The organism is Pedobacter sp. TM02 (assembly GCF_059705275.1).
The window spans coordinates 2,668,934-2,686,539 of the sequence record NZ_AP046530.1 but is presented as its reverse complement, the minus strand read 5'-3'; the positions used below and the strand labels follow the sequence as shown (position 1 = coordinate 2,686,539).

Sequence of the window (17,606 nt, the reverse complement as noted above, 5' to 3'; positions counted from 1 at the left end):
ACCTAACAAGAAACACATGAAATACTTAAGAATAGTAATGCTGGCATTCGGACTAAGTTTTGGAGTACAGCAAGCACAAGCACAGATAGATCCACATTTTTCGCAATATTATGCTAATCCGCTTTGGCTTAACCCGGCCCTAACCGGGGTTACCGATGGCGATTACCGGGTAAATGTAAATGCCAAGCAACAATGGGATGCATTAAGAAACGGCTACCTCACTGCCGGTGCCTCTTTTGATATGGCTCCCGTTAAAAACCTGTCGCTGGGCGGTATTGTCATTAACCAAAGAGCAGGCGATATTGGCTATAACCAACTGAGTGCCCTGGCTTCGGCCGCCTATCGCATCCGCTTCGGCCAAAGTGGCGAGCAGATCATCAATTTCGGTATGCAGGCCGGTATCATCAGCAAGAGCCTCGATATTTCTAAAATCACCACAGGCAGCCAATACAATCCTATATTGGGTTACGATCCGAGCATGTCTATCTCCGACGATATTTCTTCGTCGAGCTATGTTGCACCAGATATCAATGCCGGTATCATGTTTTTTGATGGCAGCACCAATAAAAAAGTAAATGTTTTCGCCGGCGCCAGTGTATCGCACCTCACCAGGCCCAAAGACAAATTCATCGCCGGCGACAACCCGCGACTGCCCATGCGCTTTACTGGACACGGCGGCGCGCGCATCCAGGTAAACAACATGTTGGATATCACGCCCAATTTCATCTACCTGAAGCAAGGCAATGCCCGTGAAATCGCGGCCGGGGCCTATGCACAGATGATGCTCAACGCAGAATCAGATATTTTGTTCGGCTCGAACTATCGCGTTGACGATTCTGCCATTGCTTTTTTAGGAGTCCATTTTAAAAGCATGGTTATCGGGGTCAGCTATGATTTCAATACCTCGAGCCTCAACAAGGCAACAGGCGCCAGGGGCGGATTGGAACTTTCTGTATCGTTTACCAGCAGGAAAGGCATTGTTGGCCCTAATTTCTTCTGTCCACGACTTTAATTTTTTGAGATATGCGCTATTTAAAAACAATTTTGATCCTGTGTTGCGGCCTTTCATTTGCCCAGGCCCAGATTACAACAGATAACAAGAGGGTAGCCGACGTCTACTTCATCAACAAAGAATATTATGCGGCCTCAGAATATTATAAGCGGGCGCTGCAGATATCGCCAGACAGTGCTGGTTTCGTGGTGCCTTATGGCTTCGAAAAGCGGATTCAGGAAGAAAGTCCCCGCAAAGATGATTACGAATATGCCGTATTTCAGCTGGCCACTTCGCTCAGGTTGTACAAAAACTTTAAGGATGCCGAAAAATGGTATGTGATTGCCAACGGTTTCAGCAATCCCAAATACGCGTTGAGCGGTTATTGGTATGCCGAATGTTTGCGGGCCAACTTTAAGTTTGACGAAGCCATTACCGCTTTTACCGCTTTCCTGAACAAATACAACGTAAACGATGGCTACAAGGAAAAAGCAAGGGCAGAAATCGAGTCGTGCAGGTTTGCACTGAACGAAATCAAATATCCCAGGCTCTTCAAACTAACAAGGCTGCCAGCCGAAGTAAATACTGCCGGTTCTAACTATGCGCCGGCGGTTGGCAACCAGACTTTTTATTTCACTTCGTCGAGGCCGGTACGAGCCAATGGCAAGAATGAGGTGTTGTCTGGAGGTACCAGCAGGGTAGTGAGAAAGGATAATCCATACATCAATGCCATTTATGCAACCTCAGCCAAGCCGGAAAGCCCAGATGCCGAAGTAAGTCGGGTAGGCGTTAACGTAAAGCAAATGGAAGTGGCGGCACCTACGTTGCATCCGAACGGGGGCTTCATGTATTTTACCGCCTGGATTAATAAAGAAGACAAAAAACGCAGCATTTACGTATCTAGCCGCATGGCTAACAACCAATGGTCTGATCCGGTGGCTTTGGGGGGCGAAATCAATGTGAATGGCTTCAATTCTATGCAACCCTACATTACTAAAGATGGCAAATACCTCATTTTTGCTTCAGATAGGCCAGGAGGTTTAGGCAAGTACGATTTGTGGTACGCCATTATCAGGCCCGACGGCACTACTGGCAATGCCATGAACATGGGCGATAAAATCAATACCAAGGAAGATGAGGAGGCACCCTATTATAACCCTAAAACCCGCAAACTGCTTTTCAGCAGTAATGGTCGCGTTGGCATAGGCGGATTTGATTTTTATGAATCAGAAGGCGATTTTGCCGATTGGACCACGCCAAAGAATATGGGCTATCCTTTTAACTCGGCCAAAGATGATATGTACTTTACGCCTACAGACGACGAAGACAAAGAAGGCTATATCAGTTCTGATCGCGAATCGTTGTGCTGTCTGGAGATCTTCAAAATCAGGAGAGAAACCCTAACCATCAGTGGCAAGCTCATTGATTGCGCCACCTTAAAACCATTGGCAGGTGCTACCGTAACCATTACCGGTGCCGATTTTACCGAGCAAACCACCACTTCCGATCAAAATGGCATGTACAGATTTGGAATCGGCTCTAACCGCGGCTTTCAGGTCAATGCGGTAAAAGACAGTTATTTTGCCAAAAACATCAGCTATGGTTATGAGCAACTGGCCAGTGTTGATACATTAAAGAGTACCGAACTCTGCCTAACACCATTCAAGGTGAACAAGCCTATTGTGCTGAATAATATTTTTTATGAATTCGATAGCGCCGAACTGACCGATTCGTCAAAGGTTACGCTTAACTATTTGTACGATCTGATGGTAGACAACAAGAACATCGAAATCGAATTGGGTGCGCATACAGACAATATCGGAACAGAAGCCTATAACCTCGACTTGTCTAACCGCAGGGCCAAATCGTGTGTCGATTATTTGGTGAGCCGGGGCATAGCGCCAGAACGGATGACAAGCAAGGGCTATGGCTTTAGCATGCCGGTGGCCCCTAATAAATTGCCCGATGGCAAAGACAATCCCGAGGGCAGGGCGCTCAACAGGCGTACCGAGTTTAAGGTAACCAAGAAATAGTTAGTTGATAGTAATAAATAGAAAAGGAGGTGCAAATCTCCTTTTTTTATGGCTAAAAAATTAATGGCTAGATGAAAGAGGTTGACTTGAATACCGGCACGTTTACCTGTTTGCTGTCGAGCAGGTTAAGCTTGTGGTAGCTGTATTCCTCTACTTTTTCGTCGTCTTTAAGTTCTTTGTAAATGCCGATGATGAGGTTGTAGGTAAACAGTTCGTTGATAGCCAGGTCGTTGCGTTTGTAGATTTTAATGCATTCGTGCGCATATTGTAACGCCGTGGCATAATCCTTTCTGTTTTTGCTCTGCTCGGCCTTTAGCGACAAAAATACCGACTGTGCATACAGCGTAGGGTTTACCCTCGATTCGTCGGCGTACAGCTGTGTCAGTATTTTCTCCATTTGGTCTGTCTTTTTGCTAGGATTCGTCCTTGCGCAAGCCTGGGCCATCAGGTTGAGCAAGTAAATGGAGAAAAATTTACGCGTTTTCATCAGCTTTGGATGTTGCCGCAGAATAGCCGATATGATTTTTGTCGCCTCTAATGGCGAACCATAAAACAGGTTGAGCAGAAAGATCAGCAAGTAGCTGATTACCTGTCGCATGTCGGGCAGCTCCTTGTTCCTGATGCCGTTTATTTTGCTGCCATATTTAAAGTCTTCTATCTTTTGCAAGGTTTGATTTTCGGCAATGGCAACATCTTTAATGCGTAGGTAAATAAGTTTAACGGTTTCGTAGGGATTGATATCCCAGTTTTTCGCTTCGCATTTCAGGCTCTCCATTTTTTCGAGTCGCTTCAGTATTTTGGCCTGGTTCAGGCTCAGGCAATCGAAAATAGCCAGAATGGCGTGGTAATAAAGGGCGGTTTCTTCGCTGTCGGCTACATCTATCAGGCATTTAACCGCGTCCTTGTAGTACGAATCGATAAAATCAAAATGGATAAACTGCTTCATCAGCAATTTGTGCAGCTGCTGTTCTTTGATCTGCTGCAATAGGTTCGGGTCCTTCTTGTTTCTGTAATTGAGGTTTTCGGCAATAAAGTAAATGAGGTAGTTCTTTTCGTAGTTGTTCAGCTTAAGGTTGAGCACGGCATTGATTTCTCGAAACTTGTGGAGGCGTACCAACAGCCTTACCGACCATTGCAAAAGCTGAAACCGCACATGATTGCCCACATACTCCTGATGCACCAGTTCGAAGAAACGGTCGTCCATTTGCTGGTTAAACAGTTCGTACAGTTCGGTGAATAAGAAATACTCGAATACGTGTGGCTGTATAAAGCGTACAAATTCCGATGGGAAGCCGCTCTTCACATGTTTTTCCTCCATTAATATGCCATCGGTAAGCAGCTCCATGTAGGCATTCTTAAACACAGGCAGCTCCTTAATCAGGTCGGTTTTGGTTACCGAGTAGCCTCGACGCCCATAATTGGTTAAATGGATGATCTTTTTGCAGAAAAGCACCTTTTCGGTGGCATAGGTCGAATTGTAGATTTTTTCTTGGATAAAACGGGCAATGATTTCGTAGTGGATAATATTGGTATACGAATCGAAAGCGGGGTATTCTTCCTTAAGCTGGTAGTACCATTGGATCTGGAACGGAAATTTAAGCTGGGCCTTCAGGCTGTCGCTGATCTTGGTAAAACCGAGCGGGCTCATTTTCTGGAAAATCTGTTCAACCTCTATTTCAGTTAGTGGCGGAACATTTGAACTGTCGTTGAGATTGAAATAATTGCCCGGAAACCATTTGCTTTTCAGGAAATAAGAATAACGTATCTTATCGTAAAAACGGTTCCAGGTGGTAGAACGCATGCCCAGTATCAGTTTGATGCTCTCGTGTTGATCGATATTGGTGACCAAGCTGATGATGCTTTCAAATACCTTTTGCTTGGTGGTTTTGTTGATGACCAGTTCAGAAAAACCGTCGAGAATAATGATGAATTTTTGGCCATGTTTAAGCCATTGGTCGTTAAAATAGGCAATAAGGTCGGTGTGTTGGTGCAAACCAATCCTGGTTTTGATGCGTTCTTCGAGACTTAGTTCTTCCAGCTCTTTGTTAAACAGGTAGTCTGCATTTAAAAAAAGCACAATATCCTTTTTAAAGGGAGCCTCCTCGTCTATAAACATCTGCTGCACCAAATGGCTCAGCAAAATGCTTTTTCCATAGCCAGGCTGCGAAATAAAGGATGTATAACTGTACTTGCTCGAGTGGAAGAACATGAGGTCGTGCTTGGCAAACTTGCGCGCAATGGTCATTTCGTAGGGAACGCTGCACCTGTTTCGGATGTTCTGCAGGGTAAAGTAGGTAATGCGTTGCGCCCTGGCCCGCAATTGTTCGAAGGCATCTTCGGGTACCTGTTCTATATCGAGTGACTTTTTGCCGATGTTATGCTCATCGGCCATACCTACATATTCCATCAGGGTATTGATGGTAAACTTTGAAAATTCGTGTTTGATTTCGGCAAAGCCAAAGAGCCGTTTGATGGTGGTTTCGCTAATGTTCTTTTTGAGTTCTTTCTGAACAGAACTGGAAATAATCCTGCAATCTGAAGGACTAATGACCTTGATGTTCGTTTTGATGAGGATAAGCCGTTTTAATTCTTGCAAGAATAGGGGATTTGGCATAAGGAGATACGTTATTTTGAGCTTTACCACTAATATACCACTATAAAATGCAAAAATTAAATCCGAAAATGAACAAAGAAAACGGCGTTTTTGAGGCGTATGTGGACAATGAACAGATTTTCAGTGTTTTAATGAGCGACCAGAACGATTTTTTAATTCTGAATTAAATTTTTGTGTAAAAAAAATGAACATCATGAATGAAAAGAATGGCCCTGTGGCTTGGAAAAGCATTTTGTCAAAAAAATGATCCTTTGAAAAAATTTAATCCTGAAATAAAGCCTTTCTGTCCCGAAATTAGCCCTGTTCGTATAAGAAAGCATTAAAAATAAAGCCGATTTGCAATATTGAACAATAAATTCCATCTCAAATTTACTGTGTTATGAATCTTCAACTTGGCCAAATCTTAAAGAAACTGAGAAAACAGCAAAATCTCAACCAACAAGAGGTTGCAAATTATTTATTTGTAAGCAGGCCAACCTATATCAGGTATGAGAGAAATCTGGTAGAAACGCCTTTATCGAAGCTTTTTGCCCTATCATCTCTTTATAATTTCGATATGGTTGATTTGGTTAAGCTTATCGATTCGTGTCGCCCGATAGAAGACCTGGATACCATGCTGGCCGATATCGACCCCGATATTTCCTTTAAGCGCTCATAGGCCTAACACCTTTCCCACGTGCTTATACGGGCCCTTGTTTTTGCTATATCAGTCGGTCATTTTAACTGATAAGAAATAAATAAAAGTTGTATAATACAGCTATTTTGTACATATTTAGGGGGATTATAAACTAAAGATGTACAAGTGCATTATAATTGACGATGAGCAACATGCGATAGACGGACTGAAAAAATACATCGATTCGGTGCCCGAACTTACGTTGATCCAAAGCTATACCGACCCGTTAAAAGCCTTGAAATCCATTACAGAAGGCGAAGCTGTAGACCTGATTCTCATGGACGTTGATATGCCCAAAATTACCGGCATCGAACTTTCTAAGGCCATCAGGAGCAAAACAAACAAGCTGATCTTTACAACTGCACATACCAAGTATGCCTACGATGCTTTTGAGGCCGACGCAGACGCCTTTTTATTGAAGCCTTATACACTGGGCAAATTTGTAATTACGATTAACAAATTATTCCCCAGCGAAAACCAAGGCGATGCCGTTTTGGAAAGAGCGGATTTCTTTTTTGTGAAAAGCAAGGAAGAAAGCCCCAAAATCATCAAAATCAAGTACAAAGACGTCATTGCCGTAGAAAGCAAGCTCAACTATGTGATGATCCATACCGCTGCCAAAAACATATTAACTTACATGTCATTGACAGAAATGGCCAAAATATTGAACAGCAACGATGATTTTATCCAACTGCACAGAAGCTTTATCGTGAGAAAAGACCACATGGAAAGCATCGATGGGAATACCATCAAAATGATCAATGGTATTCAGATTACGGTTGGCGACCATTACCGCAAGGAATTTACCGACTTTATCAACATAAGATTGATCAAGGCGGGAAAGAAAAGCTAATCCCGCCAATCAACTTTATTTTTGGAAAATTCCCGTTAAAGAGCTTGTGGCGGTCATAGAAGTAGTAGGGTCGGTATCAACAGTAGTGCCCCTGCCCGTGGCAGCTTTAACAGATTTGTAAACAAACAAGGTATTTGAGCTGATTTTTAGTGCTTTGCGTTTCATGATGTTTAAATTTTTATTGAAACTAGCCTACTGTTCTGTGCTCAAAAAGAATCTTATATAGAAAGGATAATATCCTATACAAAAAGGTATAAAATATGGAAAAAACTAAGCTAAACTGGTTTGCCGCAAACAGAGTCCACATCCTGGTTTGGGTGCTGTTTATTTTTTACGAAGCCATTATCATCGGCATCCTCTACAACTTCTCCAATCCCGTTACCTACATCCTGCATTATGCTATCAATATCCTTTTCTTTTATATACATGCCGATTGGGCCATGCCTTGGAGTACCAAAGACCGCCTAAATGCGATATGGAAACTACCTGTTATTGTGGTGGTACAGCTGTGCATTTATGTGCTTTTGCACTATTGGGCCGATGAATTTTTGATCCTGATCAAGATTATCAAATGGAAGGGGCCCTATAAACTCGATTCTATCTTTCTGCTCAAGAATTTTTATCGGGGTATTTATTTTATGGGCTTTGCCACTGGCTATTATTACATCAAAACCTATTTAAAGGAGCGCAAGAAAACGGAAGAACTGGAAAGAGAGCGACTAAACAACATCATCTTGCAACAACGCATTACGCAAGACCTGGTGCAGGCGCAAAATGCTTTTTTAAAAGCGCAGATCAATCCGCACTTTTTGTTCAATACGCTTGATTTTGTTTACCATAACGTGAATGCGCACTCTCCGATTGCCGGTGATGCGATCATCAGGCTGGCACAGATGATGCGCTATGCCATCGATTCGGAACAGGTAGATGTTCGCTTGGGCGAAGAAATAGAACAGGTAGAAAACCTGCTCTATCTAAATCAGGTGAGGAAAGACAAGCCGCTCAATCTCGAGTTTTCCTATACCGAAGAGGTTAAAAAGCTGCATCTCATTCCATTAGTGCTGCTAACCCTCGTCGAGAACATCTTTAAACATGGCGATTTGAGCGATGAGGCCCATCAGGCGCAGCTTAATGTAGCTGTGGTAGAAGATGTTTTTTACCTCGAAACAAACAACCTGATCAATCCGAAACCAAGTAGCCACAGTAATAATTCAGGCCTGCTCAACATTAAGCAACGTTTACAATATGCTTATGGCGAAGATGTTGATTTTAGCTATGGCATAGAAGACCAAAACCATTTTGTAGTGAGGTTGCTTATTCCACTGGTAAAGCTGCAAGTGCCTGCTTCGTCTGCAAGGCCCTTAGCAGGTAATGATAAATAATGGTTTCGTGTACCCGCTGATCGCTGATAAAAAGCCGATTGACGTGCATGTGGATCAGGTCGGTAAGCAAACGCTTCTTGTCTGTTTCGTCTTTGCAGCTGCGCATCAGCATTTTAAAATGTTTAAGCAGCGCTTGTTTGGCCAACTTGGGCAAAGGCATTTTTAATGCTGCGGTTCTTTTCTTAAAATCGTTAAACTCGCTGTTGATGCGTTTAAAATTATCAATGTCGATGTTCATTTCCAATGCAAAATTCTGGGCTATTTCCTTGGCAAAGGCAAGCTGGTCGCTGATATTTGGGATGGCCTGTTCATAAAGTTCCAATAAAAGGGAAAGCGTAGCCAGGTATAGCTTTTCGTTATCCTCGCTTTTGCCGGTTAAATAGAGGATGTAGTGGCTGTCGGCACAAAAATATTGCTCTACCAGATCCATCCTGGCTGCGCCATAGCGCTCGGTTTCCTTGTAGTAGGTCCTGATTTTGTAATCCTGGATCAGCCCGAGCGCTACTTCCTTGGCAATAAGTTCCCTAAATTCATTCAATATCACATAGGCATCGGCTTTTTTGTACAGATGTAGCCTAAAGCGAAGATGCGAACTAGGCTCGTTGTACCTGATGAAAAACCATTTTCTGAACTGTTGCCGGTTGTTTTTTAAGAACGGTCGGATAACATGCTGCAAAACCATATTGCTTCGGCTCGGGTGGAGGTAGAGCTCAAAGTAAAGCCATTCTCCGCCAGGCAACTCCAACACGGGTGCCTGGGTTTCGTTGGGGCGTGCCTTTCCGATGTTTGCGTAAGGCCTGTAAATGGTTTCCTTATGCGTAACGCTGGCAATAAACTGGGGCAGTAATGCTTTGCCTGTTTCGCTGCGTACCACCGATGTGTTGTCAATTAAACCCTCCTGAATGTAAATTTCCTGCTGGCAACATTGTTTGCCGTACAATATAAATGCCTGCAAGTCTCCGTCGTTTGCCGGGTCGAAGCATAAAATATTGTCGCTGGTGCCGGCCTTAAAAATGCTATCGATCTGGTTTGTGCCAAGCCAGTCTTTGAGCTGCTTTAAAGCAACCGTTGTTTGCTTCTCCTTAAAAAAAACTGTCGGTACCAACCAGCTTGCCGGCGAAAGAATGATGTCTTTGAAACTTACCCGCGGATAATGGGCCAAATGCGGAAAGAAATCCTGTAGCTTAAAATTTAGGTTGCCATATAGGCCTTGGTATTGCAAATCGCATAATAAACGGTAGGCAGAAAGGTCAGAACGACTGTAGTTGTAGGCAGAGGGTATTCTCGGGATTAATCTTTTATTGAGCCGTTTTGAGCGCAGTACGATTTCCTGGCCACAAATAGAAACCAAGATGTCGTTAAGGTCTAAAGGCTTTGCGCTTGCAGGCCAGGTTAATATAGGCAGTTCGTGGTCGTACAACATTTTGCGACGGTTTACATTGTCTACGCGTTGTTCGGCTTGATAAGCCAGGTCAAAAAAAAGCACATCGGGATTAGCCTCTTTTTCAAGCTGTGCCAGTTGTCGGCCATACTTTTCTATTGGTTTGTTCGCCAACGTAAAACGGCCTAACAGTGCATTTGCGGTACAGCCCCCAATCTGGTTGATTACCGGACTGCCCTTAAAAAGATGAAAAATCAAACTGAAAGAATTAGACAATTGCAGGGCACTTGTTGGGGTGTTTTCCTTAAAATTCTCCAACTGGATGGGTTCCTTGCTCATCATCTGGTTCAGTAAAAAATGCTGCAGGGGGCCATAGGCAATCTGTAAGGCGCTGCTGCCTTTTTGCTGGCCCTCCTTAATGTTGGCAATCAGTTTGTCTTGCTGACGCTGCTGTTCGAGCTGGCTGTAGCCTATGCCGATTTCGGGGTCCATGGCTACGGCTAAGCTGACTTCTTTTTGTTCAAATTTTTTAAGGAAAGCCTGTTTAAAATCGTTTAAATCGCAGTTGATAGCTGGTTGAAAGTGTTGTGTAAGAAAACCGATGAGCTCTGGAAGCTGTTTAAGGTATTGTTGCTCAAAGGCTCCATTGAGGAGCTTGCGTTCGGCAATGATGTAGTCGCTGGGCAAACATTTTGCCTGTTGGTTTATCCTGGCAAAATAATCTTCGCCAGTAATATTCGGAAAGGCATCGGTGCAGATCAGTTGCAGGTCGATCAGTTGCATCAATAACTGGTTGGTGTTGCCCTTGTCCATTTCAAATTGCTGCCACATCAGCTCGTGGAGGCTATGGAGCGGTGTGGGATGGCGGCAATGTTCGAGCAGTATTTCCAATTCGGGCATGCGCGCAACGGCGGCCAGTTCAAATCCCTGGTTTTTAGAGCAGACATACCTGATTTCTTCGCCTATTAAATAGAATGAGGAATTACTTAAAAAGTATTTAGAATATTTAAAGGCCTTTTTTACATTTTGGCTGTAGATTTCTTTTTGGCTCCAATCGATAAAATAATGGGGGTAAATGGCCTCGCTGATTTGGATAGGTTGTGTTGGCGCCTTTACTACCGGAATAGGTACAACAGTTGCAAATGTTCCAAATGGAGTGGCCCTATATTTAGCTCGATTAAAGTATTTCCAAATGGTAAAGCGAGCTTTTTCGGGAAGCTTGGCAATTTCGTCTGTTTCGAGGCCTGCAATGGTTTGGTGAAAATCTGGAGAAGATTCGTTGATTTTTTCTTTCAGTTCTTCCCATTTGTCTTCAAGACGGTCTGTTATTCCGAACGCTGGGGTGCGGCATAGGATAAATTCACTAAGGCTAATTTTCATGATTGCTAAGTCATTTTATTGAATGGTAAAATTACTATAGTTGGCTGATGTAAAGGGCAGATTGGGCGACTCGTGTTATAACAAAAGGTTGTATCGGATCATGGCAAGGAATTGTAAATTCCCTGATACAATATTAATGTTAAATATAAACGATTAGCCCTTAGCTTGCTAAACATAGATCTATAGGATAGATTTCTGCAGCTTTTGTGTGCTGCGCCTGAAAGGACCAGCGGTGAGCTTTAGTGGTGGTGCAAACAAAAAGCGCACCGGCTGTTACCGATGCGCTTGATTGTTGAGCCTAATTTTGCTCAATGGTTCCGTACTGTATTTCCCTGTCGGGTATGGGGAAAGTATATTTCCTGTCGTTGGGAGGCAGTGTGTAGGTTTTTCCGCTGTAAGTTCGGGTTAAGGTAATGGCAAACCTGGGGTCTTGGTTTAAGCGCCGAAGATCAGTCCAGCGCAGCCCACGGCCAACCAGTTCCTTGCGCCGTTCTGTGAGGATAAGATTGAGCGCCATACTGGCAGTGCTGGCACTTTGGTTGATGTAAGTGCCCGTTTTCCAGCGTTTTTGCAAGAGGGTATTCAATTCGTTCAGGGCACCCTCACTGTCGTTGCGCCGGGCTTTGCATTCGGCACTGATGAGGTAGAGCTCGTCGGTAGCCAGCCCTTCGTAGCCCGTAAACGAGACCGAGCTGTTAGTGCCATCCCTGAAATAGAATTTACGACGCAAATCATTGCTTGGGTATAAATTAGCCAATCCTACATCGATTTTGATAATGCCAGAGGTGAAAAAGGCATAAGAAAGCTTTTTGTTATAGAAGATAACTTCGTCTATTCCGTTTGGCAGCACCTGGCCAAAAGGCGTTGTGGTTGCCACGGCAGTGTTGTAATCTATCAGGTTCCGGCTAATATTTAGTGCTTTCTCGGCATAGGCTTCCGCCTGCGGATAATCTTGCATAATCAGGTAAACCCTGGCCATTAAAGCAAGGGCTGCATGTTGGCTCGGCCTGTTTTTGGAAGCTGGTTTCAGTGGTAAAAGCGGAATGGCCTCCTGTAGATTTTTAAGTAGTTGCGTATAACTATAGCTCAAGGTATTACGTGCAGGTCTTTCGTTAATATCAGAACTTAATGGAACTGGAAGACCAGGATAGCTGTCGGCATGTTCATCATAAGGTTTGGCAAACAGTTGCAAAAGGTTATGTAGGGCCATCGCTTTATAAAAATAGGCACTTCCCTTAATGGAATTGTAGGTGCTTTGCGTTGCCTGACTGGTTTCTATTTTTGCTAGGGCATCCAATACCACGTTGCTATAAAAGATTTGTTGATATGGCGTATTCCAATCGCCTACCGTATTACCTTGGTAAGCATCATCGGCCCAAAAGTATCCGCCGTTTTGTACCGCATCTATTTTTAATGCACCACCTTCCAGTAGGCTGTAATCGTCGGCAGCAACCGTGGGCAGTGCTGGAGCCGAGTTCATTACATTGATGTTGTCTAGCAAAGCTTGCAAATCGGTCAAGGTATTCGGAACCAATAACGATTTTGAGGGCCTTTCGTCAAGAAAATCCTTGGTGCAGCCCAAGTTCAAAACTAAGATACAAGTGATAAGGAGGCATAATTTTTTCATGGTCATTGTGTTTAAGTGTTTATAAATTGGCGTTCAATCCGAAAGAAAGGTTAAACGGTGGCTGACCGCTGTTCAGGTAGTAAGGGTCTTCGCTGCCTTTATTGGCTTTGTACAACAGTCCCAGGTTACGGGCATAGCTGTATAGGCGAAGGCTCTTGAAAGGCGTTCGTTTCAAAAACCGTGGAGGCAACTCGTAGCTCAGGTTAAGATCGTCCAAACGGATATGGTCGCCTTTGGCCACCAGTATGCTGGATCCGGTATAAAAACTGTCTCTACGGTCGTTGGCTACGGCTGGTACGGCAGGCACATGGGTAAGGTTTTCGTCGCCTGGTTTTTGCCAGCGAAGCAGGTAGTCGCCATGGCTGCTGCTCAGGCCGAGGTCTCGCCCATAAATGATGCTGTTTGTTCGAATGTAATAGCCTAATTTGTAGCTGATGGTAGCCGAAAGCTCAAAGCCTGCATAGCTCAACGTATTGCTGAAAGCGCCAAATTGGGTAGGGCGGGCACTGCCGTTATACAATAGCTTTTCTGGAGTATAACTGTTTAAGATAGACAGGTAATCCTTGCTGGCTGTTCCATTCAAATAGCCGAGCGGATCGCCGCTTAAAGGATCTAACCCGGCCCATTCGTAGCTGTAAACTGCATATAAGGGCTTGCCTAGCATGGGCGTACCATAAGACAGGTAACTGGCGGCCGAAGTAACCGCACTGTATTTGGTTACCTTTTCGCTGATCAGGCTATAATTGAAACGGGTTTGCCAACCCAATGGACCGTTTAGGACTTGGACATTCAGGTCGAGGTCTAAGCCCTGGCTCTTGGTTTGTGCATAGTTGCCCTTGAAGTTCGATATCCCGCTTGATGGCGGAAAGGAAACATTTGAAATGAGGTCGAGCCCTTTTTTATTGTAAACATCAATATTGCCACCAACACGATTGTTAAACAATTTAAAGTCGAGCCCCAGGTTTACAATTTTTACCTTTTCCCAGCGCAACGACGGGTTGGGCGGATTAACCACTTGGGCATAAGGCTGTTTGGTGAGGTTGTTGCCCGAAAAAGCACTAGCCGGAAAATAACGTGCCGTGGTATAGGCCGAAAGGCTTTTGTCTATATTCCCGTTATAGCCATAGCTCATCCTCAATTTGAGATAAGAAATCGGCTTAAAAGCATAAAAGCTTTCGTCAGAAACAATCCAGCTGGCACCCAACGAATAAAGCGGAACGCCTTTCTGGTTGGTTTTTACGCCAAAAAGATTGCTGCGGTCTAAACGTGCACTGCCTGTTAAAAAATAGCGGTTTTTGTAGCTGTAATTTGCATTGGCATAATAAGATACAAAACGATCGGTCAAGCCATCCTGGCTGTCGTGGTTTTCGATGTTGAGGCTATTGGCTGGTACGTTGTAGCTTGGAAAAACGCTCACGTAGTCTACAATGGCACTTGTGGCGTGCGCATCATCATAGCCATACAGCCGGTATTGATTGCTTTCGCTTTGCAGCGCTTTAAGCTCGTAGCCCGCCAATGCGCTAAGCCTATGGTTTTGCCATTGCTGTTTTACGTTTGCCTGCGCCCTTAAACTGTGGCTAAAAGCTTGGCCAAAGCCCTGATCCAAAATGCCACCCAAGGGAATCGGCCGTGTTAAGCTGCCATCGGTGTTTACTTTGGTAAAGGTATTGATGAGGTTGCGGGTATAATAACTTGCCAAGGGCGCATCATCTTTGCTTTTGGTAGTACTTAAGCCATATTGGTACAGCACTTCGGCACCGAGCCAGCTGGTTGCCTTGTAATTAAGCCCCATATTTAAACGATAATCTCTTAAATGACTGCTGTTGTCCCTGAGCTTTATTTCATCTATGGGACGATTTTCCCAATCGAGCAGTCCTTTATTCAACGAAGCGGTTAGGAAGCCCTGTCTTTGGGTGGGAACCGGAATAGGCGTTCCGTTTTCATCGGCCAGCATGGCATAAGGCTGTTTGTAGACATACGCATTGCCATTGTTCTGGCGGCTGCTCTGCACAAGGAAAATGTCGGTGTTGAGCTGTAAACGCTCTTTTAAAAAGGTCCAACTCTGATTGGCTTTTAAGGTTAGCCTGTCTTGCGCATTGCCCTTTAGGCTTTCCGAGCGCTGATCGTAACCCAAGCTAAATGCATAGCGCTGTTGGGTACCTCCGCCATTAAGGCTAAGGTAATATTGCTGACTAACGGCCTGCTGGTACAGGTATTTGTCCATGTCGTTCCTTGCGTCGTTGACACGGAGCAGGTCGAGTTGCTGTTCCAGTGCCGCATTGCTGATTTTGCCGTCGCGCTGGGCAATGAACAGCTCAACTGCGGCTGGCAATGCCGTGTGCGAAACGTTATTCTGGTCATTCAGCTCATCGTTTTTGTAATACCCGGCCTGAAAAAGCTGTCGCTGGATATCGATATAGGTTGCACTATTGATCTTGTTGGCGTAAAACTGGTCGGGCCTTTGCGTCAGGCCAAAGTTGCTGTTAAAGCTGAACTGCATAGGCTTGTTGTACTGGCCTTTTTTAGTGTTGATTACGATTACGCCATTGCCAGCCCTTGCGCCCCATATGGCTGCGGCTGCGGCGTCTTTCAGTACGGTGATGCTTTCCACATCGTTTGGATTGATGGCATTCAGGTCACCATCGTAAGGAAAATTGTCGAGTACAATCAAGGGATCGGTATTGGCGCTGAGCGTACTTTGCCCGCGAATGCTGATGTTCAGCTTGTTGGGTGCATTGCCTACCTGCGTAAAAATCAAGCCCGGCACCACGTTTTCCAATCTTTCCAAAATGGTAGGGCCTGTTCTCCTGTTCAATAGATTTGGTTCAACTACGGTAACCGAACCTGTACTATGTTTTGGTTTTAATTGCTCGTAGCCGGTATGGATAACCACTTCCTGTAGTTGCTGATTTTCGGGTTCGAGCCTGATCGTTAATTCTTCGGCCGATGGAACTTGAAGTTCGGTTTGCAGTTTCTGGTAGCCCATATAGCTAAAGCTAAAGTGGTATCGGCCCGGTGGCAGGTTGAGGGTAAACCGGCCCGAAGCGTCGGTGCCAAGGCTAAGTTTTCCGTTATCTTGTTGGATGCTGACGCCAGTTAAAGGCTCGCCGTTCGCCGAGATTACCCTGCCTTTTAATTGGGCGTTGCCATTGAGGGCAAGCGCCCATAAAAGCGCTAATAAAATGTATTTCATAGGTTAAGTTCAATGAGGTTTATAATTCTTTGATATTTACAATAGGACAGGAGCCTATCTTTTTTACCAGGGCCAGGTCATAGGCCTTTAAAGCCTTGTTGATGGAGTCGAGATTGCCCATGTCGGCCTGCAGGGAAAGTTTGATGGGGCCTGCATAACCCGTTTCATCAATCAAAGGCAAGTCGATGTTTTGAAGGTAGTAGGTGGCCAATGGCCTAATCAGTTGCATAAAATGCTGGTTTTGGATCTGCAGGCTTTGGCCATCTACCTTTAAAAAGCTGTCGCTGTTGGCACGGGCTTCAAATTTGGTAGCCCCAGAGGTTCTGACCAAGGCCAGGCAAGCTTGTTGCCGATAGCTGATGCTTGTTTGGTACTGTGGCAGGTAAATGGCTAAAAAACGACGTATTTGCTCGTAAAAAAGCCTGGTTTCGCTTTGTTCTGGTGCAACCACCACCTCAAAACAGTAGGTGTGCTTTTTGGCCCAGTCCTTTAACCTTGTCTTGGCTATGCCGATACTCAGCTGGCTGCTGTCTTTAAGCATAAAAACCATGTTTTTGTAGCCAAAATTTCCGTAATCGCGGTAGGCGATAGAGAACAGGTTCATTAGGCTCAGGTTGGTGGCGGTTAGGCGTTTTCCTTTTGCCGTATCGTTGGGATAGATGGCGTAACCTGCGCTTAAGCCCTCAATAAAACCAGAAAAATAGCTGTAGCCTTTTAAGCCTTGTTCAAAAACAGGTGCATTTTGGTTCAGGAACAGGTTTTGGCTATTCAGCTCTAGTCTGGTATCGTGTTTCATTTCAAAGCCCTGATCCTGTTTGGCCAGCATTTGCCTAATGTGTTGCGCATCGATGGCTTCATGGTCTGTAATGGCCCTAACTACGCCATTTTCGTCTATCCACACGTAATGGGGCAGGTATACATGCGGAAACAGGCGGTGCAGCTGCTGGTCGTTGCTTACCAGCGGGATGGCACCGTGCTTGGTTTTTCGTTGTTGGAGAAAAGCCTTAACCTCTGCCGATTTCTGATAGGTAACCGCCAAGAATTGCACTTGGCCGTCGAACTGTTGCTGCAGCCGCTCCATTTTGGGAAACATGCCAATGCAGGGGCCGCACCAGGTGGCCCAAAAATCGATAATGAGCAGCTTGCCCCTAAACGACGAGGTAGATAACGTTTTTGTTGGGAAATTAATGACACTATCCAAGCTGAACCCTGGAAGAGCCTGGCCAACTTGCAGGCCTTTACTGGTGATATCGATGGCTTGATTCTGTTGTGCAGCTGCCCAAAAATTAAGGCATAACAAAGCCAGTACAACAAAAAGTGTTGATTTTTTCATGATACAATGTTTTGGTTTAGGACAAATAAATGCCCATAATGAATGGTAGACGAGCTATTTTGTTTTGTAAAATGCTGGCCCACAATCATTTTGTGAATAAGTAATCGTTGGGTAAACTAAAGGATTTGCTATCTTTAAATAGC

General features: G+C 44.6%; 11 protein-coding genes. 5 read left to right on the top strand and 6 right to left on the bottom strand.

Annotated elements, in window-relative coordinates; all coding sequences use genetic code 11:
- The first annotated feature begins 16 nt into the window (after positions 1 to 16).
- Entirely contained in the window at positions 17 to 1,012 is a 996-nt protein-coding gene (locus AC6H1S_RS11415) for a PorP/SprF family type IX secretion system membrane protein (RefSeq protein WP_497563685.1), read from the top strand.
- A gap of 11 nt (positions 1,013 to 1,023) precedes the next feature.
- On the top strand, positions 1,024 to 3,024 hold the full coding sequence (locus tag AC6H1S_RS11410; protein WP_497563684.1) for an OmpA family protein: 2,001 nt from the start codon (positions 1,024 to 1,026) through the stop codon (positions 3,022 to 3,024).
- A gap of 67 nt (positions 3,025 to 3,091) precedes the next feature.
- Here AC6H1S_RS11410 and AC6H1S_RS11405 read toward each other — a convergent pair whose 3' ends face one another.
- On the bottom strand, positions 3,092 to 5,638 hold the full coding sequence (locus AC6H1S_RS11405) for a hypothetical protein (RefSeq protein ID WP_199141381.1): 2,547 nt from the start codon (positions 5,636 to 5,638) through the stop codon (positions 3,092 to 3,094).
- Positions 5,639 to 6,017: 379 nt separating this feature from the next.
- On the opposite strand from AC6H1S_RS11405, the gene AC6H1S_RS11400 reads away from it, so the two are divergent.
- Both AC6H1S_RS11400 and AC6H1S_RS11395 read left to right on the top strand, forming a co-directional pair.
- Positions 6,018 to 6,296, top strand: coding sequence for a helix-turn-helix domain-containing protein (locus tag AC6H1S_RS11400; protein WP_497563683.1), 279 nt, complete (start codon positions 6,018 to 6,020; stop codon positions 6,294 to 6,296).
- A 136-nt stretch (positions 6,297 to 6,432) separates the two neighbouring features.
- Positions 6,433 to 7,167 (top strand): LytR/AlgR family response regulator transcription factor, encoded by a 735-nt coding sequence (locus AC6H1S_RS11395; RefSeq protein ID WP_497563682.1) that lies wholly within the window; start codon positions 6,433 to 6,435, stop codon positions 7,165 to 7,167.
- 15 nt (positions 7,168 to 7,182) lie between these two features.
- On the opposite strand, the gene AC6H1S_RS11390 is transcribed toward AC6H1S_RS11395, so the two are convergent.
- On the bottom strand, positions 7,183 to 7,332 hold the full coding sequence (locus AC6H1S_RS11390) for a hypothetical protein (RefSeq protein ID WP_199141633.1): 150 nt from the start codon (positions 7,330 to 7,332) through the stop codon (positions 7,183 to 7,185).
- Positions 7,333 to 7,427: 95 nt separating this feature from the next.
- On the opposite strand from AC6H1S_RS11390, the gene AC6H1S_RS11385 reads away from it, so the two are divergent.
- Complete coding sequence (locus AC6H1S_RS11385) at positions 7,428 to 8,549, top strand: sensor histidine kinase (RefSeq protein ID WP_497563681.1); 1,122 nt, start codon at positions 7,428 to 7,430, stop codon at positions 8,547 to 8,549.
- Here the strand turns inward: AC6H1S_RS11385 and AC6H1S_RS11380 are convergent.
- The 4 genes from AC6H1S_RS11380 to AC6H1S_RS11365 form a co-directional block, all read right to left on the bottom strand.
- A complete protein-coding gene (locus AC6H1S_RS11380) occupies positions 8,482 to 11,310 on the bottom strand; it encodes a lantibiotic dehydratase (protein WP_497563680.1) in 2,829 nt (942 codons plus the stop codon). The two genes, AC6H1S_RS11385 and AC6H1S_RS11380, sit on opposite strands and share 68 nt — an antisense overlap.
- A 298-nt stretch (positions 11,311 to 11,608) precedes the next feature.
- Positions 11,609 to 12,937: a RagB/SusD family nutrient uptake outer membrane protein gene (locus AC6H1S_RS11375; RefSeq protein ID WP_497563679.1), complete on the bottom strand. Its 1,329-nt coding sequence runs from the start codon at positions 12,935 to 12,937 to the stop codon at positions 11,609 to 11,611.
- A gap of 19 nt (positions 12,938 to 12,956) precedes the next feature.
- A complete protein-coding gene (locus tag AC6H1S_RS11370) occupies positions 12,957 to 16,130 on the bottom strand; it encodes a SusC/RagA family TonB-linked outer membrane protein (RefSeq protein ID WP_497563678.1) in 3,174 nt (1,057 codons plus the stop codon).
- A 19-nt stretch (positions 16,131 to 16,149) separates the two neighbouring features.
- Positions 16,150 to 17,463, bottom strand: coding sequence for a TlpA family protein disulfide reductase (locus AC6H1S_RS11365; RefSeq protein WP_497563677.1), 1,314 nt, complete (start codon positions 17,461 to 17,463; stop codon positions 16,150 to 16,152).
- Positions 17,464 to 17,606: the final 143 nt, after the last annotated feature.